Annotated in this window: 22 protein-coding genes; 12 read left to right on the top strand and 10 right to left on the bottom strand. The window is 44.8% G+C overall.

What is annotated here, in order from left to right:
• The first annotated feature begins 61 nt into the window (after positions 1 to 61).
• Positions 62 to 1,042, top strand: coding sequence for a pyruvate dehydrogenase complex E1 component subunit beta (locus KIT51_07065; GenBank protein UYN88006.1), 981 nt, complete (start codon positions 62 to 64; stop codon positions 1,040 to 1,042).
• Positions 1,043 to 1,075: 33 nt separating this feature from the next.
• Here KIT51_07065 and KIT51_07060 read toward each other — a convergent pair whose 3' ends face one another.
• The 3 genes from KIT51_07060 to fahA form a co-directional block, all read right to left on the bottom strand.
• Positions 1,076 to 2,815, bottom strand: a complete 1,740-nt coding sequence (locus KIT51_07060) for a hypothetical protein (GenBank protein UYN88005.1) — start codon at positions 2,813 to 2,815, stop codon at positions 1,076 to 1,078.
• 252 nt (positions 2,816 to 3,067) lie between these two features.
• Positions 3,068 to 3,922: a flavin reductase family protein gene (locus KIT51_07055; protein UYN88004.1), complete on the bottom strand. Its 855-nt coding sequence runs from the start codon at positions 3,920 to 3,922 to the stop codon at positions 3,068 to 3,070.
• A 64-nt stretch (positions 3,923 to 3,986) separates the two neighbouring features.
• The gene (gene fahA, locus KIT51_07050; protein UYN88003.1) at positions 3,987 to 5,255 is read right to left on the bottom strand and encodes a fumarylacetoacetase; all 1,269 of its coding nucleotides are present in this window, start codon (positions 5,253 to 5,255) and stop codon (positions 3,987 to 3,989) included.
• Positions 5,256 to 5,314: 59 nt separating this feature from the next.
• Between fahA and KIT51_07045 the strand changes: the two genes are divergently transcribed.
• Together KIT51_07045 and KIT51_07040 are read left to right on the top strand one after the other, a co-directional pair.
• Positions 5,315 to 6,685, top strand: a complete 1,371-nt coding sequence (locus tag KIT51_07045) for an rRNA methyltransferase (protein ID UYN88002.1) — start codon at positions 5,315 to 5,317, stop codon at positions 6,683 to 6,685.
• A 96-nt stretch (positions 6,686 to 6,781) separates the two neighbouring features.
• A complete protein-coding gene (locus KIT51_07040) occupies positions 6,782 to 9,415 on the top strand; it encodes a valine--tRNA ligase (GenBank protein ID UYN88001.1) in 2,634 nt (877 codons plus the stop codon).
• A 230-nt stretch (positions 9,416 to 9,645) separates the two neighbouring features.
• Here KIT51_07040 and KIT51_07035 read toward each other — a convergent pair whose 3' ends face one another.
• The 3 genes from KIT51_07035 to KIT51_07025 are packed head-to-tail and all read right to left on the bottom strand — an operon-like array spanning position 9,646 to position 12,863.
• Positions 9,646 to 10,869 (bottom strand): alanine dehydrogenase, encoded by a 1,224-nt coding sequence (locus KIT51_07035; GenBank protein UYN88000.1) that lies wholly within the window; start codon positions 10,867 to 10,869, stop codon positions 9,646 to 9,648.
• Positions 10,862 to 11,311: a tRNA (adenosine(37)-N6)-threonylcarbamoyltransferase complex ATPase subunit type 1 TsaE gene (gene tsaE / locus KIT51_07030; protein ID UYN87999.1), complete on the bottom strand. Its 450-nt coding sequence runs from the start codon at positions 11,309 to 11,311 to the stop codon at positions 10,862 to 10,864. The genes KIT51_07035 and tsaE overlap by 8 nt, the downstream gene beginning before the upstream one ends.
• On the bottom strand, positions 11,301 to 12,863 hold the full coding sequence (locus KIT51_07025; GenBank protein UYN87998.1) for a PglZ domain-containing protein: 1,563 nt from the start codon (positions 12,861 to 12,863) through the stop codon (positions 11,301 to 11,303). Before KIT51_07025 ends, tsaE begins: the two co-directional genes overlap by 11 nt.
• A gap of 40 nt (positions 12,864 to 12,903) precedes the next feature.
• Here KIT51_07025 and KIT51_07020 point away from each other — a divergent pair, with 40 nt between their 5' ends.
• From KIT51_07020 to KIT51_06995, 6 genes are all read left to right on the top strand, one after another.
• On the top strand, positions 12,904 to 14,130 hold the full coding sequence (locus KIT51_07020; GenBank protein ID UYN87997.1) for an HD domain-containing protein: 1,227 nt from the start codon (positions 12,904 to 12,906) through the stop codon (positions 14,128 to 14,130).
• Between the two features lie 46 nt (positions 14,131 to 14,176).
• Entirely contained in the window at positions 14,177 to 15,253 is a 1,077-nt protein-coding gene (gene lpxD / locus KIT51_07015) for a UDP-3-O-(3-hydroxymyristoyl)glucosamine N-acyltransferase (protein UYN87996.1), read from the top strand.
• A 105-nt stretch (positions 15,254 to 15,358) separates the two neighbouring features.
• Complete coding sequence (locus KIT51_07010; protein ID UYN87995.1) at positions 15,359 to 16,756, top strand: bifunctional UDP-3-O-[3-hydroxymyristoyl] N-acetylglucosamine deacetylase/3-hydroxyacyl-ACP dehydratase; 1,398 nt, start codon at positions 15,359 to 15,361, stop codon at positions 16,754 to 16,756.
• Positions 16,753 to 17,541: an acyl-ACP--UDP-N-acetylglucosamine O-acyltransferase gene (lpxA, locus tag KIT51_07005; GenBank protein UYN87994.1), complete on the top strand. Its 789-nt coding sequence runs from the start codon at positions 16,753 to 16,755 to the stop codon at positions 17,539 to 17,541. The genes KIT51_07010 and lpxA overlap by 4 nt, the downstream gene beginning before the upstream one ends.
• Before the next feature lie 11 nt (positions 17,542 to 17,552).
• Complete coding sequence (locus KIT51_07000; protein ID UYN88519.1) at positions 17,553 to 18,191, top strand: ATP-binding cassette domain-containing protein; 639 nt, start codon at positions 17,553 to 17,555, stop codon at positions 18,189 to 18,191.
• Between the two features lie 124 nt (positions 18,192 to 18,315).
• Complete coding sequence (locus KIT51_06995; GenBank protein ID UYN87993.1) at positions 18,316 to 18,816, top strand: hypothetical protein; 501 nt, start codon at positions 18,316 to 18,318, stop codon at positions 18,814 to 18,816.
• A gap of 178 nt (positions 18,817 to 18,994) precedes the next feature.
• Here the strand turns inward: KIT51_06995 and KIT51_06990 are convergent, their stop codons facing one another.
• Complete coding sequence (locus KIT51_06990) at positions 18,995 to 21,361, bottom strand: Smr/MutS family protein (protein ID UYN87992.1); 2,367 nt, start codon at positions 21,359 to 21,361, stop codon at positions 18,995 to 18,997.
• Entirely contained in the window at positions 21,345 to 21,758 is a 414-nt protein-coding gene (locus KIT51_06985; protein UYN87991.1) for a DUF4296 domain-containing protein, read from the bottom strand. The genes KIT51_06990 and KIT51_06985 overlap by 17 nt, the downstream gene beginning before the upstream one ends.
• 57 nt (positions 21,759 to 21,815) lie before the next feature.
• Here KIT51_06985 and KIT51_06980 point away from each other — a divergent pair, with 57 nt between their 5' ends.
• From KIT51_06980 to KIT51_06970, 3 genes are read left to right on the top strand one after another with little or no spacing between them, the layout of a single operon-like run.
• On the top strand, positions 21,816 to 22,694 hold the full coding sequence (locus KIT51_06980) for a DUF58 domain-containing protein (GenBank protein UYN87990.1): 879 nt from the start codon (positions 21,816 to 21,818) through the stop codon (positions 22,692 to 22,694).
• Positions 22,695 to 22,708: 14 nt separating this feature from the next.
• Positions 22,709 to 23,620 (top strand): hypothetical protein, encoded by a 912-nt coding sequence (locus KIT51_06975; protein UYN87989.1) that lies wholly within the window; start codon positions 22,709 to 22,711, stop codon positions 23,618 to 23,620.
• The gene (locus KIT51_06970) at positions 23,613 to 24,665 is read left to right on the top strand and encodes a VWA domain-containing protein (GenBank protein UYN87988.1); all 1,053 of its coding nucleotides are present in this window, start codon (positions 23,613 to 23,615) and stop codon (positions 24,663 to 24,665) included. Before KIT51_06975 ends, KIT51_06970 begins: the two co-directional genes overlap by 8 nt.
• Positions 24,666 to 24,675: 10 nt before the next feature.
• Here the strand turns inward: KIT51_06970 and KIT51_06965 are convergent, their stop codons facing one another.
• On the bottom strand, positions 24,676 to 25,311 hold the full coding sequence (locus KIT51_06965; GenBank protein UYN87987.1) for a LysE family transporter: 636 nt from the start codon (positions 25,309 to 25,311) through the stop codon (positions 24,676 to 24,678).
• On the bottom strand, positions 25,295 to 26,851 hold the full coding sequence (locus KIT51_06960; GenBank protein UYN87986.1) for a GH3 auxin-responsive promoter family protein: 1,557 nt from the start codon (positions 26,849 to 26,851) through the stop codon (positions 25,295 to 25,297). Before KIT51_06960 ends, KIT51_06965 begins: the two co-directional genes overlap by 17 nt.
• Positions 26,852 to 26,901: the final 50 nt, after the last annotated feature.

The following is a 26,901-nucleotide window of genomic DNA, read 5'->3' as shown; positions in this document are numbered from 1 at the left end:
TATTTTGTCAATCACCCTGCAGGCACTATTTTTACGGCCTCTGTTTAAAAAGAAAAGCATTATGCGAGAAATACAATTCCGGGAAGCATTACGTGAAGCGATGAGCGAAGAAATGCGCAGGGATCCTAGCGTATTCCTGATGGGTGAAGAGGTGGCTGAATACAACGGTGCCTACAAAGTAAGCCAGGGCATGCTGGATGAATTTGGACCGGAGCGCGTAATCGATACGCCCATTGCCGAACTGGGCTTTACAGGGCTAGGTATTGGTGCGGCTATGAACGGACTTCGGCCTATTGTAGAGTTCATGACATTTAATTTCTCGCTGGTGGCCATTGATCAGATCATTAACTCGGCTGCCAAAATGTATTCTATGTCTGGTGGGCAGTACCATGTTCCTATTGTTTTTAGGGGAGCAACCGGTAATGCCGGACAATTAGGAGCACAACACTCGCAAAATTTTGAAAACTGGTATGCCAACTGCCCAGGTTTAAAGGTAGTTGTGCCTTCAAATCCATACGATGCAAAAGGTCTGCTTAAAACATCGATACGGGATAACGACCCTGTTATTTTTATGGAATCGGAGCTGATGTATGGCGATAAAGGCGAAGTTCCACAAGAAGAATACCTGATACCCATTGGGCAGGCAGACATTAAACGGGCCGGGACCGATGTTACAGTAGTTTCCTTTGGCAAAATTATAAAGGTGGCGCTGGCGGCTGCGGCCGAACTAGAAAAAGATGGCATCTCCGTTGAAGTGGTCGATCTGCGCAGCGTCAGGCCAATTGATTACGCTACTGTAGTAGAATCCGTTAAGAAAACGAATCGACTGGTAATTGTAGAAGAAGCATGGCCGTTGGCTTCTATTTCCAGTGAAATTACCTATCACGTACAAAAGCATGCCTTTGACTACCTGGATGCCCCGATTCATCGCATTACCAGTGCGGATGCGCCACTACCTTACGCACCAACTTTAATTCAAGCCATTTTACCGAATGTAGAACGTACGGTTAAGGCAATTAAACAGGTATTATATAAAGACTAAAAGAAGTAACCCCGGAAATACCGGTTCTTTGTTTCATAATCGAGGTGTTTTCAACTTCAGTTCGGATTTTACAAAAGCTTTCTCGTATTCTTTTTTCACCTGAGCTGCCTCACTTTTCTTTCCTTGGGCCTCCAGACTTTGGTATAGCCCAAAAAGTGACCATCCATTATTTTTATAAAATGTAAGGTCCTCCCGGAATCGCTTCTCCGCTTCGATTGGATTTTTTGCTTCCAGCAAAATCGATCCTAATATCTGCCTTACCGGATGATACCAATCGGGTGGTTCCTGATAGAGCAGATTATCTTCAACATCGATTGCTTGCGTTAACAACTGAATAGCGCTGTTGTAATTTTTTTGCCGGGCTTCAATTTCAGCTTCGAGCACGTTTCGTCCAATGCCAAGAACACTTCTGAAACTATTGAAACCAGCAATGGTCATCTCCATGAAGGGATCTTCAATAAGGATTTTAAGACTTGCCAATTCAGCCTTTGCTTCGGGTATTTTGTTTTTTCTAACAAAAGCCATACCCCGTGCATAGTGCCATACACTTTTCACATACTTGAATGAATCTACCGGTTCGGTTATTTTTAGAATATCATCCCACTTTCCAAACCGCACCATATTATACCACGGCATAGTGTACCAATGCTGCAAGGTTACCAGATCAGGAACATTCATAATTTCAACAGAAATATTTTTATTCAACGCATTTGCCGCATCTGCTGACTTTTTATTTAGTCCAGCCATTTGAGCACATGCCAGTAAGAAATGATAATTATGCGGATAGTAGAAGAGTGGGTAAATACTTTGCACGTTACATTGGGCAATATATTCTTCATCTGTTTTTACTGCACGTTCGTTGGCTTCCACCCCATCTAAATACCTGCCCACACGGATGTAAATATGCGAGGGCATGTGTACCAGATGTCCCGCTCCGGGTACCAGATTGCGCAACCGATCAGCACTTTCCGATGCTCTTTCAGGTTCAGGTGAGGCCTCAAGTATATGGATGTTCAAATGATTAGCCCCAGGGTGATCTGACTTTTTAGAAATTACTGATGCAATCAATTCAACAATTTGTGGCGTCCATGGCTGGGCCTGACCCGCTTTCCAATAATCCCACGGGTGTAAATCCATCAGTGATTCAGCATACAAAGTAACTACATCCAAATCATCAGGATACTGATTGGCCACAACTTCCATTGCATTTGAATATGCTTCATCCAGCGGTTTACGATCCTCCAGCGCCTCCGCTGTATAGCGTTTAGCCAATGCATTAATCAAGGCACGTTCCTTTGGTGATGCCTTATCATGAAGAGACAGGGACTTCTGAACAGCTTTATAAACAGTCTCTGTATCTGCGGGATCCATGGGTAGATTAATATTTGGCCCCAGTGACAAGGCCTGGCCCCAATAGGCCATCGCACAATCGGGATCTAAACGAGCCACCTCCTTGAAACTGCGGAACGCCTCAAAATGATTGAAGCCATAGTACAGGTTCATACCTTGGTTAAAAAACTTTTGTGCGCGTTCATTTGCGGTGCTCACTCTCATTCCATACTTGCCAAGGTTTTCCAATAAAGGAGCCATCTGTCTTGTGGTGTCCATAAGTGCAAGAATTGTTCTGGCGCCCGGGGTACCACAAAGTGATATGAGAGGTACAATTCCAGCCTTCATTTGCTGCTTTGGTGTAAAAAGAGACGGGTAATGATGTGTAGCGGCTAATACCAAAAGTAATAAAGCCACTCCCAGAACAAACAGGATTTTTTTCATACTAGAGGGATTTGGTTTAACTAGAGAAAGTGATACAAGATCTCATAAGGGCTAAGCCCGCAGATTACCTGCCCACGGCAGATGACGAAAGTAAAATCAATTTAAAGAAAAATATTACTTCGCCAAAACTGATCTTAAGACAACTAAAGACAGTGTTGTATTATGGTTAATTCTGATGGATAATCTTTCGTGAAATTTAGGGTTGAGAAAAATTTTCGCTTTTCATACGTGCAATCACCATCGTTGAAACGGTTAACTTAACAAAACCCTCCATGCATCTGTCACTCTACCAGCCTTCAGATATTGGTGAGCCAGTTGCTCTATAGCTTCCCTTCCTTGTTTGTGAACTTCACGCTCATGCTGGGTGAGGTTGTGAATATCCGGTTCAGGAATCTGTTCCGTATTGGCCAGCATAGCCAAGTCATTACCTGTTAAAATTTTGCTCATGCGAATATTTTCAGGTAGTTGATCAATACCTATTCCAATTTTATTCCCCGGCTGAGGTAAGCGAAATAAGCTATCACCAGTGGCGCGACAATACCAGTCACTTCCCATCCGTGCAACAGCATCTAATTTGAAAGGGTCAATTTTTCCATCTCCATCCAACACCTCGTCTTTGATGTGCATGAGTATTACTTCACATATTACCAGTATACCCGCTGCACCTTGCTCACCAGTAGGAATTACTTGAAGTACCTTACATTCAAACGATACAGGTGATTCCCCTACCCGGGGTGGTTTTACTTTAACCGATGGCACCTGTGTAAATCCGGCTTTAACAAATTCATTAACGCCTTTCGGATATTCTGTACTGGCCAACGAAGTTTGCTGTACCATGGAATAATTGACCATGTTGATAACCACTTCGGGTACGTCTAAAACATTTTCGTAGGTATGCTTGGTAGTGTTATCTCGGCCTCTTCGCGCAGGTGAAAAAACCAATATAGGTGGGTTGGCCCCGAAGCAATTGAAAAAACTAAAAGGGCTGAGGTTTATGTTTCCCGCCTGATCAATAGTACTGGCAAAAGCAATTGGTCGTGGCGCAACAGCACCAAGTAAGTAACCATGCACTTTGGGTACAGAAATTTCTTTAGGATCAATAATCATTGAACTGAGTTTTATGTAAACATCAACTAAATATTAACCATCATTTGACATAACCTATGAATTTTCAAACAGCAGGCAAAATTTTCCCCTTGCATTCCCCAAAGCCAATGCGCACGCCATTTCTTTCGCAATAGCCTTTCAGGATAATGGTATCACCGTCTTCAACAAACCTGCGCTCGGCCCCATCGGCAAGTTTCAATGGCTTTGTGCCGTTCCATGTTAATTCCAACATCGAACCGAATGAACCTGGCGAAGGGCCGCTAATGGTTCCCGAGGCATACATATCGCCTACCTGTAAATTGCATCCGTTAACGGTATGATGTGCCAGTTGCTGGTTCACATTCCAATACATGTATTTAAGGTTCGACTCGCTTATGGTTACCGGCTCTCCTGCTTCGGAATGTAACAATACATCCAACTTTAAGTCGAAATTTTTTGGCCCGTTAAACCTCAGGTAAGGTAGTACCTCCGGAGCTTGTACCGGCCCATCGATTCGAAATGGTTCCAATGCATCAAGGGTAACAATCCACGGAGAAATCGTGGAACCAAAATTCTTACCCAGAAACGGGCCAAGCGGAACATACTCCCACTGCTGAATGTCGCGGGCTGACCAATCATTAAATAAAACAAAACCAAAAATATGATTTTCGGCATCGGTGGTACTAACCGACTGCCCCAGTTTGGTTTCGGAACAGGTTATAAAAGCAACCTCTAATTCAAAATCCATTTTTCTGGATGGGCCAAAAACCGGTTGCTCAACATCGGGAAGTTTTAATTGCCCTTTCGGACGATGGAGAGGTGTACCGGACACTACAATGGAAGAAGCGCGACCGTGATACCCCACCGGTAAATGTTTCCAATTTGGTAACAAGGCATTTTTTGGATCGCGAAACATAGAACCCACATTGGTGGCATGCTCCTCACTGCTGTAAAAATCGGTGTAGTTGGGAACGCGCACCGGCATTTGCATCTGTACTTCGCGCATGGGTATCAAAGCAATTTCGCGTGCCGGGTTTCCTTTGAGTTCATCGTTATCTGCACGCAATAATTCTGAAAGCCTTTCCCGGACTTCCCTTGCCTTTTTCCTACCCATCGCCAGGAAATCATTAAGGTATTTCTGATTAAATATTCCAGGGGGTAGGCCTATCCCATCGAGGTAACCATTTTCGTGAAGATACACCAGGTCTAAAACATACTCGCCAATGGCTACACCGGCTACGGGCGATAAATAACGTGTCTTGAATATTCCGAAGGGAAGGTTTTGGATCGGGAAGTCGGAACCAACCGGTACTTCCACCCACGATTTCAACGAAGGATCATTTGCTTTAATCATCTATAAATCAATCAAAAAGGTTAACAATCATTTACCGTGTAAAGAAAGCTTAATTTAGCATGATGGTCGGCTCGGAAATGAAATTACCGGAAGATTTTTTGAAGCAAATAAAGGGTGTGTTGGGCGATTCGTTTCCGGATTTCCTGAACAGTATTGGCCAAGCCGCACCCACCAGTATAAGGCTAAATCATCACAAGCCCATAAGCAGCATAGCTGGCAAACCGGTGCCGTGGTGCAGTACCGGTTTGTACCTGGGTGATCGCCCCGTGTTCACCTTAGATCCACTCTTTCACGCTGGTGCCTATTACGTTCAGGAAGCGAGCTCAATGTTCCTGGAGCAGGTTTTCCTTCACCTCGGGCTCGCCTCAAAACCTATACGCATTTTAGACGTGAGTGCGGCACCCGGTGGCAAATCAACCCACCTGGCAAGCTTAATGCACCAAGATTCCTTACTGGTAGCCAATGAAGTGATCCGGTCGCGCGCCACCATACTGGAAGAAAATTTAATCAAATGGGGCGTGGGAAATGTTGTTATTACCAACAACGATCCGGAAAGCTTTCAAAAACTTCCTGGCTTTTTCGATGTGATGGTGGTGGACGCGCCTTGTTCAGGTGAAGGATTATTCCGGAAAGATCCGGAATCTAGGAATGAATGGTCTGAAGAGAATGTTCATCTATGCTCGAAGCGACAACGCAGGATACTAAGTGATGTATGGCCTTCATTAAAATCCAATGGCATACTTATATACTGCACATGCACGTACAACCCTCAGGAAAATGAAGAAAACATGCAATGGTTAAGCGAACAGCATGACGCGGAATCGCTATCCATACCGCTACAAAACCATTGGGGCATTGAAAAAATCAGTTATAAAACCATTACAGGCTACAGGTTTTATCCTCACAAAGTAAAGGGTGAGGGTTTTTTTATTTCTGTTATTAAAAAAAACAGTTTTCAGGATGAGGTTCCCATCAGAACCAAACGAAAACCTGTTTTACCCCCTGCTACAATCTTAGATGAACTCAGTCGATGGCTTAACCATTCCGAAAATTTTACTTTTGAACTGATCGATAATTATGTTATTGCATATGCTAACGCGTTAACTGGCGAGATTGACAAACTGAACAATACACTTCGGGTTATACGTTCAGGAACAACACTGGCAAATTTAAAAGGGCACAAACTCATTCCTGAGCATGCACTTGCCTTATCAACTACAATCAACAAACAACATTTTCCTTCCCTCGATCTTTCGTTAAACCAGGCGCTTGCCTTTTTAAGAAAAGAAAGCATCATACTCACCGAATATGTTAAAGGATATACGCTGGTCACCTACCAATCACAACCGATTGGGTGGATGAACATATTGGATAACCGGGTGAACAACCTGTACCCGAAGACCTGGCGCATACGAATGCAAATTGATTGATTTAACAGGGCTAATACACAAGGCTTGGAACCTGCACCCCATAGCCTTATTTTTGCGCCTGCCTTTCGGCATCAAAGTCTTGAATCAAACGTAAGCATGTCTCTGTCAACGAAATACAACCCCAGCGAAGTAGAAGAAAAATGGTATAAGCATTGGATGGCCAATGGTTTTTTCCATGCCGAGCCTAACCCCGGTAAAGAGCCTTTTACGATTGTAATACCACCACCAAACGTAACGGGTGTATTACACATGGGCCACATGCTCAATAATACCATTCAGGATGTACTCATACGCAAGGCACGCATGGAGGGAAAAGAAGCCTGCTGGGTTCCCGGCACCGACCATGCATCCATTGCTACAGAAGCCAAGGTGGTGGCCATGCTCCGGGAGAAGGGAATCAAAAAATCGGACCTTACACGCGATGAGTTTTTGAAGTATGCCTGGGAATGGAAAGAGAAGTATGGCGGCATAATCCTTGAGCAGCTCAAAAAATTGGGAGCTTCCTGCGATTGGGACCGCACAACGTTCACTATGGACCCGGCCTATTACGATGCCGTTATTGATGTATTTGTTGATCTTTTCAGGAAAGGATACATCTACCGTGGAATGCGCATGGTGAACTGGGACCCTGCCGGAAAAACAGCCTTGTCGGATGACGAGGTAATCTATAAAGATGTTCAGTCAAAATTGGTATACATTAAATATTCAATTGAAGGAACACCCGATGAATTTGTGACCATTGCTACCGTTCGGCCGGAAACCATCATGGCCGATACGGCAATCTGTATTAATCCGAACGATGAGCGTTATAAACACCTGAAAGGGAAAAAGGTGTTGATCCCGTTAATCAACCGCGCTATTCCAATTATCGAAGATGAATACGTAACGATGGATTTTGGTACCGGGTGCCTGAAAGTAACACCAGCGCACGACCTTAATGACTATGAACTTGGAAGAAAGCACAACCTGGAAGTTATTGACATTTTGAATGAAGACGGTACGCTCAGCAACAAAGCCAGGATTTTGGTTGGTGAAGACCGGTTTATTGCGCGAAAAAAAATAATTAAACTCCTGGAAGAAAGTGGGAACCTGGCAAAGGTTGAAGAGTACAAAAGCAATGTTGGTTTTTCCGAACGCACCGATGCCGTAATTGAACCACGCTTGTCCATGCAATGGTTTTTAAAGATGGACACCATTACCAAACCAGCGCTGGAACATGTGATGAACGATGACGTTCAACTCATCCCGCCTAAATTCAAAAACACCTATCACCACTGGATGGCCAACGTACGCGATTGGTGCATCTCCCGTCAGCTTTGGTGGGGGCATCGCATACCGGCCTGGTATGCACCCGATGGCAGCTATGCAGTGGCGAAATCTCGCGATGAGGCTTACGAGCAATTAAGTGACAAAAATCCTACATTAAACGAAGATGCAATAAAACAGGATGAAGACGTGCTGGATACGTGGTTCTCCAGCTGGCTTTGGCCGATTGCTGTTTTTGATACCAGCATTTTTAAAGACCCCACCAATAAGGGGAACAAAGATTTAAATTACTTCTACCCCACCAACGATTTGGTAACGGCACCTGAAATACTATTCTTTTGGGTCGCCCGGATGATTATTGCCGGTTATGAATACCGCCAGGAAAAGCCCTTTAAAAACGTTTACCTGACCGGTATTGTGCGTGATAAGCAAGGCCGCAAAATGTCGAAGTCGTTGGGGAATAGTCCCGACCCGCTGGACCTTATTGCAAATTTTGGGGCCGATGCCGTACGTACGGGCATGCTCTTCAGCTCACCGGCAGGCAACGATTTGCTATACGATGAAAAACTTGTTGAACAGGGCCGAAACTTCGCCAACAAAATATGGAATGCTTTCCGGTTAGTGAAAGGTTGGCAGGTTGAAAACCTGCCACAACCCAGCGAAAACCAGGTGGCCATCCAATGGTTTTCCAATACATTAAATTATTCATTGCAGGAACTTAACGATCATTTCGGCAAGTTCCGAATGTCTGACGCCCTGCTTACCATTTACAAGTTAATTTGGGATGACTTCTGCTCATGGTACCTGGAGATGATCAAGCCTGAGTTTGGAAAACCCATTGACTTAAAAACATACGAACAGACTGTTGCCTTTTTTGAAACGTTACTAAAAGCCCTACATCCGTTTATGCCGTTTATTACCGAAGAACTATGGCATGAACTAAAAGAAAGGAAAGAAAAAGATTGCATTATCGTGGCCGCATGGCCTGCTGCATCCTCACATGATCCGCTTATTTTATCCGATGCAGCTTTTGCTTTCGGGATTATTACTGAGATCAGGAATACACGAAATGCAAAAAATATTTCACCGAAAGAAAAATTATCCCTGGTAGTAAAAAGCGATCAATCCCTGATTAAAGATTTCTGGCCGATCATATCCAAGTTGGCTAACCTGGATAGTATCGCTTTTAACGGAACTGCCGGGGAGGGATCTGGATTTATCATCAGGTCAACTGAGTTTTTTATTCCGTTAAGCGGGCAAATTGATGTGGATAAAGAGCGGGAACTAATCCTAAAAGATATTGACTACCAGAAAGGATTTTTGAACTCCGTTACCCGAAAACTGGAAAATGAAAAATTTGTGAACAGTGCGCCACCGGCAGTAGTTGAAGCCGAGCGCAAAAAGAAAGCCGATGCCGAAGCGAAAATAAAGGCACTGGAAGAAAGTTTGAAACGATTAAAATAGAAGCCATCTACAAAATAAGTTTAACCACTAAGGGCACGAAGAAAGCACAGCATTAACAAAGAAGAAGCTGCTGAATTGTAATGCTTTGTGCCCTTAGTGCAGACCTTTGTGTGCTCTGTGGTTTCAATAATTGTATTTTTGAGATGGCTTCTAGAAAAGATTTCAAAATACTTGATTCTTATGTCACTGCGGACATTTCAAGGACAAGAGAAATTTTTTTGAAATGACCCCTAAAATCTTGCTGCAACAATCAACTCAATATTTTTGAACTTCATTCCAAACTTTCGGGCTACAGCCTCATTGGTCAGGTTTCCCTTAAAGGTATAAACCCCTTTCATAAACCAATTTGATGAATAGATCATTTGCTCAACCCCGCCCTCTTCGGCAGCGCGCAAAATAGTTGGTGTAAAAATATTGCTTAACGCAGTAGTAGCCGTGTGGGCAACACGGGAAGCCACATTGGGCACACAGTAATGGATTACATCAAACTTCCTGAACACTGGTTTCTTTAACGTGGTTATCTCGGACGTTTCTGCGCAGCCGCCCTGATCAATACTTAAATCAATTATCAACGAATCGGGGCGCATTTTACTAACCATTTCTTCGGTAATCACAATACGTGCCCTGCCTTTTTCGGCCCGTAAAGCTCCAATTACCACATCAGCTGTTTTCAATGATTCACTTAACGTAAGTGTATCGATGGTGGACGTATAGACCTGGTGGCTTAGCAGGTGCTTGATCCTTCTTAACTTATAAAGGTGATTATCGAATATCTGAACATCAGCACCCATGCCCAGTGCTGCCCGTGCAGAATACTCCGCCACGGTGCCCGCACCTATAATAACAACCTTTGTAGGTGGCACACCGGTGATTCCTCCAAGGATAACACCTTTCCCATTGTTCGCTGTACTCAGGTACTCAGCGGCTATAAGCATAACGCTGCTACCGGCAATTTCACTCATGGCCCGCACAATGGGCATTCCACCCACTTTATCTTCAATAAACTCGTAGGCCAATGCAATAATTTTTTTCTTTACCATAGCCTGGATAAACTCCTGCTGCAAATGCCCGAGTTGAAGGGCAGAGATCAAAGTTTGCCCGGGGTGCATCAATTCAATTTCATCCAGCGTAGGTGGTTCAATTTTCAGGATAACATCTGCTTTATAAACTTCCTGCGGTGAGAATACAATTTTCGCACCCGCTTCACTGTATTGCTGATCGCTGAATTTCGAGCCCACCCCGGCTTTTGTTTCAACCCAAATCTCATGACCGTTGTTTACCAACAAGGCTACGGCATCGGGTGTAAGGGTTATGCGGTTTTCCTGCAATGAAATTTCCCGAGGCAGGCCGATAAAAAAAGAATGCTTTCCTTTTTTAACGGCCATCAGTTGCTCCTGTGGGGCCAGGCTTGCCCGTGCCAGGGTTTCAAATCCACTTTTTTTCTTTTCAGCCATGGATCAACAATTGTATATTCCGATGTTTTTCGTCTTCTACGGCAATCCTTATTTCACCATACACTTCAGGCAATAAGGAATAAATTTTTTCAGGCCACTCCACAAAGCAATACGCACCGGAATAAAAGTATTCTTCCACACCTATATCAACAGCTTCGTGAACAGATTTTAACCGGTACAGATCAAAATGGTAAATTTTCTTACCTGATAGGGTTTGGTACTCGTTTACCAGCGAAAAAGTAGGACTGCCCATGGTATCCTCCACCTGCAGTGCCCTGCCGATGGCCTTTATCAATGTTGTTTTTCCTGAACCCATTTCGCCCTTTAAAACGCAAACTTTTACGTCACCCAACTGCTTCAATAATTCACCGGCCACGGTGTCCAGTTCAGTAAGGGATACCCGGGAAAACTCAACAGGGTGTACGCGCACGTCAGGATACATTTTTCGAATTTAGGAAAATTATAGGGATAATCATTTCTTCCAGGCTTACCCCCCCATGCTGAAAAGTATCTTTATAAAAATTCACGTAGTAATTGTAATTGTTAGGATAGGCGAAGAACTGATCCTCGATGGCAAAAACATACGAGGTGGATACATTCATTTTTGGGAGGAAAAGCCGCTCGGGCTTCGACACTTCCATTACCTTACCCCCTTCAAAATTTAAGTTCTTTCCCTGTTTGTAGCGCAGGTTTGTATTTACGTTCCGGTCGCCTACAATTTTAAAAGGCCGTTTTACGCGTATGGTTCCATGATCGGTAGTAATGATCACTTTTGCTTTTCGTTCGGCAATGGTTTTTAAAATCTCAAATAATGGCGAGTGGATAAACCACGAGCGGGTTATGGACCGATAGGCCGATTCGTCCGGGGCCAGTTCGCGGATCATGGCCATGTCGGTACGGGCATGCGAAAGCATGTCAACAAAGTTGTAAACGATTACATTAAAATTATTCTGAAACAGGTTGGAAACCGTGTCGGCCAGGGCTCGTCCCTGCTCCAGGTTTTTGATTTTATGGTAAGAGAATTTTACGTTGATGTTATTTTTCCGGAGTTGCTTGCCCAGGAACTCATCCTCAAAATTATTTTTCCCCTCGTCCTCATCTTCGCCCACCCAAAGGTCGGGATGGCTTTTGGCCATTTCGCTTGGCAATGACCCTGAAAAAATAGCGTTCCGTGAGTAGGCGGTTGTCGTTGGCAGTATGGAGTAATAAGTCTCTTCTTGTTCAACATTAAAATAATCGTCAATGATCGGTTCGATCATTTTCCACTGATCGAAACGCAGGTTATCAATCACCACCAGAAAGACCGGGCTTTCCTTTCCTAACCATGGAAAAACTTTTCGTTTTAATAGTTGATGGGAAAGCAATGGCTTATCGGCATTGGCATCGTTGAGCCATTTGTCATAATTGCGGATGACAAATTTGGCAAAGTTGGCGTTGGCTTCCGTCTTCTGCGCTTCCAATACCTCGCGCATATCTTCGTTGTCGGATTGATCGAGTTGAAGTTCCCAATGCACCAGTTTTTTATAGATGTCGGCCCATTGTTCGTGGTTCATATCATCCATAAAGGCCATGCTTATCTTGCGAAACTCCTGCTGGTAAGAAAGGTTGGTTTTTTCGATGATGAGCCTTTTGTTATCAAGTATTTTTTTAACCGAAAGTAAAATCTGATTGGGGTTAAGCGGCTTTATCAGGTAGTCGGCTATCTGCGAGCCAATGGCTTCTTCCATGATGTGTTCTTCCTCGTTCTTGGTAATCATCACCACCGGAAGATTAGGCTTATTGCTTTTTATCTGGTCCAGGGCTTCCAACCCCGATAATCCCGGCATGTTCTCATCTAAAAACACAACATCAAAATGTTTGCCCTGGCTAAGCTCCACAGCATCCGAACCGTTATTTACCGGTGTTATATCATACCCACGTTGCTCCAGAAAAAGAATATGAGGCTTGAGCAAGTCTATCTCATCGTCTGCCCACAAAATGCTATATCTTTGCATAACAAAATTTTCACTAAGGTAAAGAATATCAAACGCTCTCTTGAACAAAAAGAAAATAATCAACGATCCGGTATACGGATTTATCAAAATCCCGGGTGAATTAATTTTCGATATTATCCAACACCCCTGGTTTCAGCGGTTGCGCCACATCAAGCAATTGGGCCTTACCGACTTCGTTTATCCATCGGCCCAGCATACCCGATTTCAACATGCGTTGGGCGCCATGCACCTGATGGGAACGGTGTTGGACAGCCTACGTGCAAAAGGTGTACAGATTAGTGAAGATGAGTATGAAGCCTCGCTAATTGCCGTGTTGTTGCACGACATCGGGCATGGACCTTTTTCACATGCACTCGAAGATTCGTTGTTGACGGGAATTAAGCATGAAAGTATTTCTTACCTGTTTATGCAAGCGCTCAACAATGAATTTAATGGCGCGCTAACCCTTGCCTTGAAAATTTTTCAAAATAGTTACAACCGCAAATTCTTCCATCAACTTATCGCCAGCCAGTTGGATATCGACCGCCTGGATTATCTTCTTCGCGATTGTTTTTTTAGTGGCGTGCCTGAAGGTACTATTGGTGTTGACCGTATTGTGGCCATGCTTACCGTGCATAACAACCAACTGGTGGTGGAGGAAAAAGGCATTTACAGCATTGAAAATTTTTTGAATGCCCGAAGGCTCATGTACTGGCAGGTGTACCTGCATAAAACAACCGTAAGTGCCGAACGCATGGTGGTTAACCTGATCAGGCGCGCCCAGCACCTGGTAAAGGCTGGGGAAAATGTTCCGGCCAGTGAAGCCCTCGCCTTTTTTCTCAGGCATAACATCGCGCTTAGTGATTTCAGGGACAACCCGGACACCCTTAAGTTATTCGGACGGCTGGACGATCAGGATATCTGGGGTGCTGTAAAGTTTTGGTTGAACCATGCGGATTTTTTACTGGCCACCTTATCGGCTATGCTGTATGAGCGCAGGTTATTCCAGGTAATGCTGAGCAACGAACCAATTAAAAAAACACAGGTTGAAAAAGTAAGGGCAGGTATTGCCAAAGCATACGGCACCCTACGGATTGAATCCCATTACCTGTTCTCGCACGGGGTAGTGACCAATGAAGCCTATACGGAGGGCCAGAAAATAAACATACTGATGAAAACAGGCGAAGTGTTGGACATCGCGCAGGCATCGGACCTCCCAAGCATAAAGGCCATTAGCAAAATCGTTAAAAAAAACTACCTCTGCTGGCCTAAAAATGTATATTTGTAAACGTCCGGAATTTTAAATGACCATTGACACCTGACCCGATCAATCCATGGAATTTACGATTAGCCAGATAGCCGCCTTGTTGGGTGGCGAGGTAAAGGGCGATGGCCAGGGTAAAATAAATATGTTGGCCAAAATCCAGGACGCCAGGCCGGGCCAGATCGCCTTCTTGTCAAACCCCAAGTACGAACAGTACATCTATACCACACAAGCATCGGCTGTTATTGTTAGCAAAGAGTTTGTTCCCCGTAAGGAGATCAAGTCAACACTTATTTTAGTTGCCGATCCCTATAACAGCTTTACACTTTTACTGGAAGAATACCATAAGATGATGAGCTTTCAGAAAACCGGTATTGAAGAACCCAGTTTTATCGGAAGCAAAAGTGTAGTTGGGAAAAATAGCTACCGCGGTGCCTTCTCGTACATCGGCAACAATGTTAAGGTTGGTGATAATGTGAAGATTTACCCGCATGTTTTTGTGGGCGACAATGTTATAATTGGCGACAATGTCATACTCCACCCAAATGTAAAACTGTATGCCGATACGAAAATCGGTAGCAACTGTGTCATCCATGCCGGTACAGTAATCGGCAGCGATGGTTTTGGCTTTGCCCCGCAGAGTGATGGGACGTATAAATCGATTCCTCAAATGGGCAACGTGGTTATTGAAGACGATGTGGTTATTGGCGCCAACACGGTAATTGATTGCGCCACCATGTATGGCGATTCAACAATCATCCGCAAGGGCGTAAAGCTGGATAACCTTATCCAGATTGCCCATAATGTTGAGGTAGGCAAGAACACAGTTATCGCAGCCCAGACAGGAATTTCCGGCTCCACTAAGTTAGGCGAGCATTGCGTTATAGCCGGGCAGGTGGGCATTGCCGGGCACCTGGTTATTGCCAACAACACCAGCATTGGCGCACAGGGCGGCATCTCCAAATCGATCAAAGAGGAGGGGCAAAAACTGATCGGGTACCCTGTGTTTGACGTAAAAGATTATTTCCGGTCGTATGCGGTGTTTAAACAACTTCCCGACCTGAACGACCGCCTCAGGCAATTGGAGAAAATGGTCCAGCAGTTTCAACAAGAGACCCCTGTTGGCCAAAATCAGGCAAACCTGTAAAGGGTTAGCCCAAATAACTGCAATTAGCCCCAATCAGGCGCCCATTTTAAGCGGTTTGGATTATCCCCCATTTCAGGGTTAAATTTGCCATCTTTTACGCAAAGCATGCAGAATATTAAACAACAAACCATTGAGAAATCAGTGTCGCTTTCGGGCGTGGGGCTCCATACCGGTGCCAAAACCAATGTTACTTTTTTACCGGCCAAACCCAACCATGGAATAAAATTCCAACGTATTGATTTGCCCGGTTCACCGGTTATCGATGCCGACTGTGACAATGTAGTAGACGTTTCCAGGGGAACTACCATCGAACAAAGTGGTGCCCGTGTAAGCACCATTGAGCATACGCTCGCTGCCCTGGTAGGCTTAGAACTCGATAACGTGCTTATCCAGATCGATGGCCCCGAGTGCCCCATTATGGATGGCAGTTCCATCCAGTTTGTTGAAACCTTAAAGACAGCAGGCGCAGAAGAACAAAATGCGTTGCGCGATTTTTTCGAAGTGCAGGAACCCTTATTCTACCGCGAGACTGCACGCAACGTTGAAATTGCAGCCCTTCCCCTCGATGACTACCGTGTTACGGTAATGATCGATTACAACTCACCGGTACTGGGCAGCCAGCATGCTTCCATTACCGACATCCGCCAGTTTGAAAAAGAAATAGCGTCATGCCGCACCTTCTGTTTTTTGCATGAACTGGAGATGCTCTACAAGAACAACCTTATCCGGGGTGGTGATTTGAACAACGCTATTGTTATTGTTGATCGCGTAGTGAAAGAAGATGAGTTGTCCAACATTGCCAAAATGCTTGGTAAACCTAAGGTTTCCGTGAAACACGAAGGCATCCTAAACAATATTGAGCTTCGGTACAAAAACGAACCTGCCCGACACAAACTGCTGGACATTGTTGGGGACTTAGCCCTTGCCGGAAGGCCATTGAAAGCACAAGTGCTGGCAGCCCGCCCCGGCCATGCGGCCAATGTGGCCTTTGCCAAAAAACTGAAAAAGGCAATGGCCGAAGCCGACAAAAAAGGAAGACCAAAATACAACCCCAATCTTCCCCCGGTAATGGACATCAACAAAATCAGGCAAACGCTTCCGCACCGTTACCCATTTCTATTGATTGATAAGATTATTTACCTGGACAACGAGAGTGTAGCCGGGGTAAAAAACGTTACCGCCAACGAACCTTTCTTCCAGGGGCACTTCCCGGGCAACCCGGTAATGCCGGGTGTATTACAGGTGGAGGCCATGGCACAAATTGGTGGTATTCTGGTGATGAACACCGTGCCCGATCCGGAAAATTACTGGACATATTTTTTGGGCATCGAAAATTTCAGGTTTAGGAAAATGGTGTTGCCCGGTGATACCCTGGTTATCCAGTGCGACCTGGTTGTACCGATTAAGCGTGGTATTGCAAAAATGTATGGTCGTGCATTTGTAGGCAATACCCTTGTTTGTGAAGGCACCATGACCGCCAGCATTGTCCGTAAAGACTCATGAGTTACCATCCGCTAGCCAACGTTCACCCTGAAGCCAAAATTGGCGCGAACGTAATTATTGAACCCTTTGCCACCATTGGAAAAAATGTTGTGATTGGCGATGGGTGCTGGATAGGCCCTAACGTGGTCATCTTTGATGGCGCCCGGCTGGGCAAAAATGTAAAAGTTTATCCGGGCGCATCTATTTCTGCTATCCCACAAGATTTGAAATTCGCAGGCGAAGAAACCGAAACCTTCATTGGTGATAACACGGTTATCCGCGAGTTCGTAACCATTAGCCGGGGTACGCACGATAAATTCAAAACCGTTATCGGCAGCAACTGCCTGTTGATGGCTTATGTGCACGTTGCGCACGATTGCATTATCGGCAACAATTGTATTTTAGTAAACACCGTGCAGGTTGCCGGCCACGTCACCATTGATGACTGGGCAATTATTGGCGGTGCCAGTGCATTGCATCAGTTTGTTAAAGTTGGTGCCCATGTTATGATTTCCGGTGGCTCATTGGTGCGTAAAGATGTTCCGCCTTACACCAAAGCGGCACGCGAGCCTTTGGCATATGCCGGCATCAATTCTGTTGGCTTACGCAGGAGGGGATTTAGCTCCGAAAAGATTTCAGAAATACAGGAAATCTACCGCTATATTTTCATGAAGGGCATTAACAATACCAAAGCCCTCGATATTATTGCCGAAACCATTCCGCCCAGTGCCGAACGCGACTACATCATTGATTTCATCAGCAAATCGGAGCGCGGCATTATGAAGGGCTACGGCTTAGGCGACTGACCGGAATGGGCATAACCATTTCCACCGAAAAGCTTGGTAAGCGGTATAACCACGAATGGATTTTCCGCGACCTTACCTATACCTTTCAACAAGGAAAAACTTACGCCATTACCGGACCTAACGGCTCGGGCAAATCAACCCTTTTACAAGTGCTTTGGGGGCAGATGCCGCCAAGCTCAGGAAAACTAACCTACAAGAAAGATCAGACCGCTATTGAAGTGGAAGAGATCTATCCACTGGTTTCGGTAGCCACACCATACATGGACCTGATTGACGAATTCACCTTACGGGAACAGGTAGATTTTCACTTTAAAACCAAACCAATTAAACCGGGCTATGTACCTGAACAGGTACTGGAGGCTATGTACTTAGAACAAGCGCATAAGAAGTTTATAGCCAACTTTTCCTCCGGCATGAAGCAACGTTTGAAACTTGGCCTGGCATTTTATACGGATACCCCGGTGTTGTTTCTGGATGAACCGGGCACCAACCTCGACAAACAGGCATTGGATTGGTACCAAAGCCAACTGAAAATGCAAGCCAGTAACAAACTTGTTTTTATAGCCTCAAACCAGGCCAATGAATATCCCAGGGATGCGGAAATAATCAATGTTATGGACTACAAACACGTACCAACCAAGGCAGGTTGACGTTGTATGGGTTACAACAACCGATTTAAACCGATAAACTCCCGTAAAATTTGCATTTCAGCCGTTAAGGTTTGATTTTGTGCCCCGTAAACCCCAAATTCGTAACATATAACCTATTTATAAGATGATGATGAAAATATTGGCCAGAGCGGTTTCTTTCGTGATTTTGGCAAGTGCCGTTGTTTTGATGAGTAATTGTGGTGGTAAAGATCCGGCCCCTATCCCACAGCAAGTTCAACTCGGTAAGCTTTCAAAAACCTGGAATATTGTAAGTGTAAGCCTGGATGGTGCTAATAGAACCGGTGACTTTACCAACTTCAAGTTGACATTTTCAGGTACGTTTAACGCCAACGCCAACAATGGAAATGGCCCTTATAACTTTTCTGTTACCGGTGCACGACCAACACCCAGTCCCTGGCCGGCAAGCGGAACATGGTCATTCGTTAATATCGGTACAGGCGACAGTGGATCATTGGTAAGAAATGATGGTGTCCCTATGGTTTACACGATCAGTAGCACAGGTCAACTAACTATTTCAGATTTGATTTGTACTTCTTGTGATTATGCTGGTGCAGCCGGGAGAACAGAAGCCGTTAATGGCAACTGGACTTTTGTTTTTAATTAAAAAGTTCTGTAAGATTTTGAAAGGCCTCGGTCGAGGCCTTTTTCATTTCATACAATTGAATCGAAAAGACTGCCGATATTTCGCTAAAAACAAGTCGGATAATTAGGAAAAAGATGATTTAACGGCTAGAAAACTTGCTTTGGAAAACACCTTTACAATTATTACCCAGTACTTAGAGCTATTTTAATACCACCACCGTTATTCCATCTCCTCCACGCTCAACATGTTCATCGGCTACCGAAGCTACCTGTTTGTATTTCTTAAGTTGTTCACGGATAACTTTGCGAAGCACACCTTCACCTTTGCCATGTAAAATTTTTATTTCCCCCTGGCTTAGTAACACAGAAGTATCTATAAACTGATCGAGCAACGGAACCACTTCATCCACCCGCTTACCACGCACATCCAATACGGAACTATATACGGCACGTTTCTCATGCAAACTTAACCCAACCGACCGTAGTTTGGCTTCGGTAACCTTATCAGCTTTGGATTGAGATGCAAGTTCAAGTTGGCTCAAGGCCACCATTGATTTTAATTCACCGAATTGCACCATGGCCTGTTTGCCCTTTACAGACAATACTACACCGCTTCCATCCTGCCCGGTAATGCGTACACGGTCTCCTGGTTTAAGTACAACAGGCGGCTTTGGTTTTTGCACTTCCTGCCGCGATACTTTTTGCGCCATCACCTCCAGGTTCTTTCGCACCTTAGTGGTTTCCTGCTTTTGCGCCTGGTTCTCCCGTATGTGGCGAATGGTTTTTTCAATCTCGCGGTTTGTTTCTGCCAGTAACCTGCTGGCCTCCTCTTTTGCTTTATTCAAAATCTCCTTCTTCTTGGCATCCAGTTCGCTACTTAGCACCTCGTATTTTTTAAGCAGGGCTTTCAAGGTTATATCTTGCTTTCGCAACTGATTGCTCTTTTCGGTCAACATGTTTCGCTCCTGCTCAAGGTCCCGTACCAGTGTTTCAAAACCTACCAGTTCACTTCCTGCAAGCTGGCGTGCTGTTTCCAGTATTTCTTCAGGTAAACCGGTTTTGTGGGCAATCTCCAAAGCAAATGAGCTGCCTGGCTTACCGATATCAAGCAGGTAAAGCGGCACCATGTTTTTTTCATCGAAGCGCATGGCAGCGTTGCGAATACCTTGTTGCTGCCCGGCAAATAATTTCAAATTGTAGTAATGTGTGGTGGCCACGCCCCAAACACGTTTTTTCAGCAAGGCTTGCAAAATAGCCTGTGCTATGGCACCACCAAAATTCGGATCGGTTCCTGATCCTAATTCATCCAGCAGCACCAGGGTTTTACCATGACCATGCTGAACAAAATGCGCCATGTTTTTTAAATGGCTGCTGTACGTGCTCAGGTCATTCTCAATCGACTGCTGATCGCCAATGTCAATAAACAAGTCATCAAAAATTCCAGCTTTGGAGTCAGGTGAAACCGGAATCAACAGTCCGCATTGAAGCATATACTGCAACAAGCCAACCGTTTTAAGGCAAACCGATTTTCCACCAGCATTTGGGCCCGATACCAGCAAGAACCGATCGGCCTCTGTTAAATCTATAGTCAACGGTACAAGCTCACGTTTTCCTTTCAGGCTCATGAATAGCAAAGGGTGTCGTGCGTTCATCCACCGTAAGGTTGGTGTTGGCGCTATTTCGGGAAGTTCTGCCTGCAACTCAACGGCCAGCTTTGCCTTGGCCCTGATGAAATCAATCCAGCCTAAAAACTGATATGCCAACTGTAGTTGCGGAATTTCTTTGCGCAAGTTATCTGTGAGCTGTATGAGTATCCGTATTACCTCGCGCTTTTCAGCATGTTCTAAATCGCGGATTTCATTATTGGCTTCCAGTACCTCTGCAGGTTCCATAAACACCGTTTGGCCCGTAGCCGATTCGTCCTGGATAAAACCTTTCAGCTTTCGCTTGTGCTCAGCCAGCACAGGTATAACCAACCTGCCGCCACGAATGGTGGGCAAGGCACCTTCGGGCACCCATTGTTGCTCAACGGCATGCCGATAAACCTGGTCGATTAATTTCCGCGATCGTCCCTGCTCATCCCGAAGCCTTCTTCGTATCCGGCTCAACTCGGTGCTAGCCGAATCCCTCACCAACCGCGCATCATCAATCACCGCATGAATTTGCTTCACAAAAGCACCAGAAACCTGAATAGGACCGGCAAGCTGAAACAATACCGGGTACTGTTCACGGTTTTTCACCAGGTAATCGCGGCATGCAAGGATGGTTTGTAAGGAGTGAGCGATGTGCAGAAAATCCTGTTCATCCAGGTAGTTTCCCTCCAACGAAGCCCGCTTGAACAAGGCCGCAGGGTCCAGGTAATGATTTGACGGGAAAGCATCCCCGCGCTCAAAAACCTGTTTGAATTCATTAACCTGTTGCAATAGGTGCTTTATCGCATCGGCATCCGTTAAAAAATAAAGCGCATCCACGTGTGCTTTACCCAATGCCGACAGTGTAAAGTTGATCAACCTTGCACGAATGTGGTCAAAGCCAAGCCTGTTTTCTACATCATTGGGGTGGGGCATATTTACTGTACTCGTTGGGCAACACTTGCTCGCGCAAACTTAAGGAATCCACCACTGCCGAATAAATAAAATCAAGCTGCCGGGGGTTGGCCATATAGTACTCCATCGATTTGCGAAAGGTGGAGTCCTGCACACCTGCCTGTGAAAAGACATAGTTTCGGAAATAAGGTATCAACCGGTTCATGGAGTCATAATCGATAGGGATCAGCGCAAGCTTTTCTTCGGCCAGGTACATTTGAATAAGCACGCTAACCATTTCAGGTTCGGTCAAAATGCCCTTCGGGGTTTTGTTGCGTTGGCATCCGCATACCAGTGAACACGTAATCAGAATGATGATAATCCTGTGCATTTTCCCTTTATGGCCAAAATCGACCAACCCGTTAATTGAGGTGAGCAAAGTAGGTACATTTAATTATTTTTGGAACTCAAAAATTGATCCAGCAGCGGTAAATCGGTGAAAGAACTCCTAAAAAAGTTACGCAAATACGAAATACAGATACGCAAGGCCATTAACAGCCAGATGCAGGGCGATTTTCATTCTGTGTTTAAGGGTACAGGATTGGAATTTGACGATGTACGGCCCTATCAATATGGTGACGATATACGCACCATCGACTGGAACGTATCGGCCAAAGGCCATGATACGTATGTAAAAACCTTTCGGGAGGAAAAGGAACAAACCGTATTTTTTATACTGGACGTAAGCGCCTCGCAGGAAATCGGTTCGAGCGGCCAAACCAAGGGCGATATTGGCAAAGAAATTTGTGGGGTATTGGCCCTCTCCGCAGTAAAGGAATCCAGCCATGTTGGGCTTATCTGCTACTCCGATCAACGGGAGTTGTATATCAAACCCAGCAAAGGGGTTTCGCAAGCTTACCAGATCATCCACAGTATTGTTACCCTAAAAGCAAAGTCAAAAAAAACCGACCTGAATAAGGCCATGGCTTTTGCGCTTAACACGATAAAACGCAGAAGCGTGATCATTCTTATTTCAGATTTTATTGATGAGTCGTACCAGCATAACCTGAAAGCTTTAGCCAGGAGGCACGACCTGGTGATTGTGCACATTAGCGACAAGCGGGAAACCCGTTTGCCAAAATTGGGCATTATACCGGTGGAGGATAAAGAGAGCGGAAAAACATTGTGGATCAACACCTCCTTCGGGGATTTCAGAAAAAAAATCAGCGACCGCCTGGAGGACAGGAAAACTCAACTCACCCTGTTCTGTAAAAAGCACCAGATTAATTTTATTTCGTTGGATACAGACGAGGATTATGTTCCGAAATTGCTTCGTTTGTTTAAAGTCAGGAACAGGACTGTAAAAACAACTTAGGAAGAAGCAGAACCATGAGGCGAAAGGGAATTTACAAAACAGGTTTGCAGTTTTTGCTTGTCCTCGCCATGCTTCAGGCTAACGCGCAGGTTAAAGTAAATGGCGGTTTCATTCAGGATAGCGTGCGCATAGGCGACCCTATAACCTATTACCTGACTGCACAATACCCTACCCATTTAACTATCCTTTTCCCCGACTCAACCTTTACATTCTCTCCTTTTGAATTTTTGAAAAAAAATTACATGCCCACACAATCGCACCTGGGCATTAGTTATGATAGTGTAGTGTATCAACTCGCAACTTTTGATGTGAATGCCGTACAATACCTTAGCTTACCGGTATTTGTTGTAGCTGAAAAAGATTGTACACGTTATGTGTCCCAGCCCGACAGTGTGTTGCTGGCCGCCATGGTGAAGACACCAATACCCGACAGTATAAGCGCGGAGAACCTTCCCTTATTGACTAACACTGCTTATCAACGCGTTGCATTTCTGCTGAATTATCCCGTGCTGCTTATTGGTGTCGGGATTTTACTGATCACCGCCCTGGTAGTGTGGATCGCATTTGGAAAAAAGATACGCAAATATTTCCGGCTAAAACGGCTTTACCGCAACCATAAAACGTTTATCCGACTTTTTTCAGACAAACTCATGTTGCTTCAGGCACAGTTTACTACCGAACAAACCGAAGCGGCTTTATCCTTATGGAAAAAATACCTGGAACAGTTGGAAGGAAAACCGTTTACTAAACTTACCACCCGCGAAACCCTGATGCTGGAGAAGGATGAACAATTAGGTACGAGTTTGCAGGCCATTGACCGCGCCATTTACGGAAGTTCAACTACCGTAACAGAACCCCTTGCCCATTTACAGCAAATAGCCGAAAGGCGTTTTACACACCTGATTGAAACGTTGAAAAATGGATAAACAACCAACTTTTTCAAATGCGTGGTATTCGCTGGAGTGGTTCAACCCGTCAACCTTGCAATCATTTACCTGGGAAAGGCCAGAGTTCCTGTATGGAATAATCGCTTTGCCAGTGCTATTTCTCATTCGATGGTTGTGGCGCTACAAGTTCAATCAAAAATTGCCGGTTGCACTAACCCAACGCGACTTAAAAACTTCACCCATAAACCTGGTGCGGTTGCTGCCCGATGTGCTGATGATGCTGGTGCTTACACTGTTGTTTACCAGCCTGGCGCGCCCCCAGAAAACAAATGAAAAAGTTGAACAATGGACAGAAGGTATTGATATCATGATTGCCATTGACATCTCACAGTCCATGCAGATATCGGATTTTCTTCCAAACCGTTTAGAAGCTGCTAAAAATGTTGCAACAGATTTTATAGACGGTAGGATGCAGGACAGGATTGGTCTGGTTGTATTTTCGGGTGATGCTTTTTCACTGGTCCCCTTAACTACCGATTATGATCTTCTAAAATCGTATATCCGTGAAATTGATTTTTCCATGATTGACAATCGTGGTACGGCCATAGGCAGTGCGTTGGGTGTTGTTACCAACCGTATGCGCGAGGCAAACTCAAAATCGAAGGTGTGTATTTTGCTTAGCGATGGTGATAACACCGCAGGCAACATTGATCCGATAACCGCTGCCGAACTGGCGGCTGCCTTTGGTATAAAAATTTATACTATCATAATCGGCAAGGAAGGCATGGTGCCCTATGGAAAAGATTTTTTTGGCAGGCCGAACATGATTGACAACACGGTTGATGAAACCACCATGCGTAAAATTGCGGACATTGGTGGTGGGGAATTTTTCCGCGTAAGCGACAACCGGGCACTGGAACAAGTGTTCGATAAAATCGATCACTATGAAAAGGCCGAAATAAAGGAAACACGTTTTAAGAATACAGCCGATTACTACCAATTTTACCTCACTTGGGCCATTGTTCTGTTGTTGGTCTGGTTATTCACCAAATCAACTTTTATTAGCAATGTTTTACAGGATTAATAGACCCCAATCAATGGGTCGCAAACAAGGAGTCGGAGAATAAGAGCAGCCTGCTTCCAAAAAGTACCATTACCAGGCCTAAGAGAATGTTCATGATACGAACCAGCCGCGGGGTAAGTACTTCGCGCAATTTATCTGCAAGCTTGGCCTTGAGCATATCGGTAGCAAAAACAGTGGCTACAATGGCACCAAAAAAAAGCGCAGCCTGGTAGTGCGTGGTATAACCAAATTCGCCCGTGGCCACACTTACGGTGCCGATCCAGAAAATAAGCACCATCGGGCTTAGGCCATTAATGATAAACCCCTTCGCTGCAAGCCGCAGCGGGCTCCTGGCCTTTATGTTTACACTTTTAAAATCCAATATCCTACGGCTTTTTACAAACAGGTAATACGCACCAAAAGCAAGCAATATTACCCCACCACCATAGGCCATGTAAACCTGCGATTGATGGTTACTAAAAGCCTGTGAAAGGCCAAGGTAGGCGAAAAATATATAGGTGGCATCGCTAAGTGAAACGCCCGCGGCAACCCAAGCACCACTCCAGAAACCGCGTTCAATACTGGTTTGAAGAATGGTGAAAAACACAGGGCCTACAAGCAATGCCAGCACAAGCCCGGAAGCAATACCCTTAAGAACGATTTCCATTTACATGGTTTTCGATGAATGCCCGCCAGTCTTCCAACTGGTTGTTTTTCATAACGCGCGGAAACTTATTCTGCCCGCCAACTTTACCTTTTGATTTCATCCAATCATAAAATATGTGCACCGGTAACACGTCAACGTAAACATCTTTCAGCGCCGCACTTCGTTCAACGGCATAATCATCATTTAATATTTTTAAATGACTGTCAATTTTTTCGCGCAAAATATTTCCGTCAACGGCATCATCTGTGCCCACAAACCAATGGTGTGCAAACAGGGTACCGTGGGGGATGCCCGCTACGGCAAATTCAGGGACTTCAATGTTCAAATCGTTCGAAGCCAGTTCAATGGCCTTGTTCATGTTGTCTACCGAAAGGTGCTCACCGCACAGGCTCAGGAAATGTTTCGTACGGCCGGTAATCACAATCTCTGACTCATCCAGCGAAACAAATTTTATTACATCGCCAATCAGGTAACGCCAGGCGCCCGCACAACTGGACAATAATATGGCATATTCCTTACCCTCCTCCACTTCATCAATCATAAGCGTTTGTGCTTCGGGCTTCACTTCGCCATTTTCATCAAAGTTCTTATCCTCAAAGGGCACAAATTCATAAAACAAACCGTTGTTCAGCACCAATCGCATCGATCGTCTGTTGGGATAGGCCTGGTATGCAATAAAACCTTCAGAAGCAAGGTAAGTTTCGATATAATATATAGGCTTGCCCATCAACTTTTCAAAACCTTTACGGTACGGATCGAGTGATACGCCCCCATGCACATACACTTTAAGGTTAGGCCATATTTCGTGTATGTTTTTTACCTTATGATAATCCAGGATTTTTTCCATTAATATCTGGAGCCAGGCAGGCACGCCAACAATTATCCCAATGTCCCAATCTTTGGCCTTTTTGGTTATCTCCAGCAACTTAGCGTCCCAATTTCGGGTTTTGGCAATGCGCTTACCGGGTTTATAAAAATGCTGAAACCAGAAAGGAAGCTTGGCCGCCTGTATTCCGCTTAAGTCGCCTTCAAAATAATTTCCGATTTTATTCAGGTGAGTGCTGCCGCCCAGCATTAATATACCTGAAGTAAAAAAATCGGAGGGCAGGTCGTATTTCGAAAGCGATAAGATTTGACGGATACTGGTGCGCTGTATGGCCTTGGTCATATCCTTGGTTACCGGTATGTGCTTGGAAGATGCCTCGGATGTTCCGGAACTGAGGGCAAAATATTTTACCCTGCCCGGCCAGCAAATGTTTTTCATACCCTTCAGCGATTGGCCCCACCATTCATTATAAATTTTGTTATAGGTGTGTATGGGTACAGTATTGCGGTATACTTCGTAAAAACTTTTGTTCCCTTTCCTAAACTCATTCAGGATTTTGGCAAAGTCATAGTACTTACCAAACTCGGTCTGGTTAGCTGCCATGAGCAGTTCCTTCAACTCCCTTTTTTGCAAATCAAAAGGTGAGGTATACTCCTGCTCCATCATTTCGCGTAAGCGGATTCCTTTTTTGAGCAAGGTGCCAAGTATCGCCATGTTTATTGATGGTTAGGGTTAAATTTGCCTGTGAAGCCGTCAAAAATACA

It is taken from the genome of Cyclobacteriaceae bacterium (assembly GCA_025808415.1).
Lineage (GTDB): Bacteria > Bacteroidota > Bacteroidia > Cytophagales > Cyclobacteriaceae > UBA2336.
Note: the sequence above shows the minus strand (reverse complement) of the source record. Positions and strands in the feature narration are given on the sequence as shown.

Excerpts from the sequence above, each read along its gene's own strand:
- lpxA (UYN87994.1), top strand. The coding sequence starts at position 16,753 with ATGAGTTACCATCCGCTAGCCAACGTTCACCCTGAAGCCAAAATTGGC.
- KIT51_06970 (UYN87988.1), top strand. The coding sequence starts at position 23,613 with ATGGATAAACAACCAACTTTTTCAAATGCGTGGTATTCGCTGGAGTGG.
- KIT51_06965 (UYN87987.1), bottom strand. The coding sequence starts at position 25,311 with ATGGAAATCGTTCTTAAGGGTATTGCTTCCGGGCTTGTGCTGGCATTG.
- KIT51_07035 (UYN88000.1), bottom strand. The coding sequence starts at position 10,869 with ATGGCTGAAAAGAAAAAAAGTGGATTTGAAACCCTGGCACGGGCAAGC.
- fahA (UYN88003.1), bottom strand. The coding sequence starts at position 5,255 with ATGATTAAAGCAAATGATCCTTCGTTGAAATCGTGGGTGGAAGTACCG.
- KIT51_07055 (UYN88004.1), bottom strand. The coding sequence starts at position 3,922 with ATGATTATTGATCCTAAAGAAATTTCTGTACCCAAAGTGCATGGTTAC.
- KIT51_07060 (UYN88005.1), bottom strand. The coding sequence starts at position 2,815 with ATGAAAAAAATCCTGTTTGTTCTGGGAGTGGCTTTATTACTTTTGGTA.
- KIT51_06990 (UYN87992.1), bottom strand. The coding sequence starts at position 21,361 with ATGCCCCACCCCAATGATGTAGAAAACAGGCTTGGCTTTGACCACATT.
- KIT51_07025 (UYN87998.1), bottom strand. The coding sequence starts at position 12,863 with ATGCAAAGATATAGCATTTTGTGGGCAGACGATGAGATAGACTTGCTC.
- KIT51_06995 (UYN87993.1), top strand. The coding sequence starts at position 18,316 with ATGATGATGAAAATATTGGCCAGAGCGGTTTCTTTCGTGATTTTGGCA.
- lpxD (UYN87996.1), top strand. The coding sequence starts at position 14,177 with ATGGAATTTACGATTAGCCAGATAGCCGCCTTGTTGGGTGGCGAGGTA.
- KIT51_07010 (UYN87995.1), top strand. The coding sequence starts at position 15,359 with ATGCAGAATATTAAACAACAAACCATTGAGAAATCAGTGTCGCTTTCG.
- tsaE (UYN87999.1), bottom strand. The coding sequence starts at position 11,311 with ATGTATCCTGACGTGCGCGTACACCCTGTTGAGTTTTCCCGGGTATCC.
- KIT51_07065 (UYN88006.1), top strand. The coding sequence starts at position 62 with ATGCGAGAAATACAATTCCGGGAAGCATTACGTGAAGCGATGAGCGAA.
- KIT51_07045 (UYN88002.1), top strand. The coding sequence starts at position 5,315 with ATGATGGTCGGCTCGGAAATGAAATTACCGGAAGATTTTTTGAAGCAA.
- KIT51_07040 (UYN88001.1), top strand. The coding sequence starts at position 6,782 with ATGTCTCTGTCAACGAAATACAACCCCAGCGAAGTAGAAGAAAAATGG.
- KIT51_06960 (UYN87986.1), bottom strand. The coding sequence starts at position 26,851 with ATGGCGATACTTGGCACCTTGCTCAAAAAAGGAATCCGCTTACGCGAA.
- KIT51_06975 (UYN87989.1), top strand. The coding sequence starts at position 22,709 with ATGAGGCGAAAGGGAATTTACAAAACAGGTTTGCAGTTTTTGCTTGTC.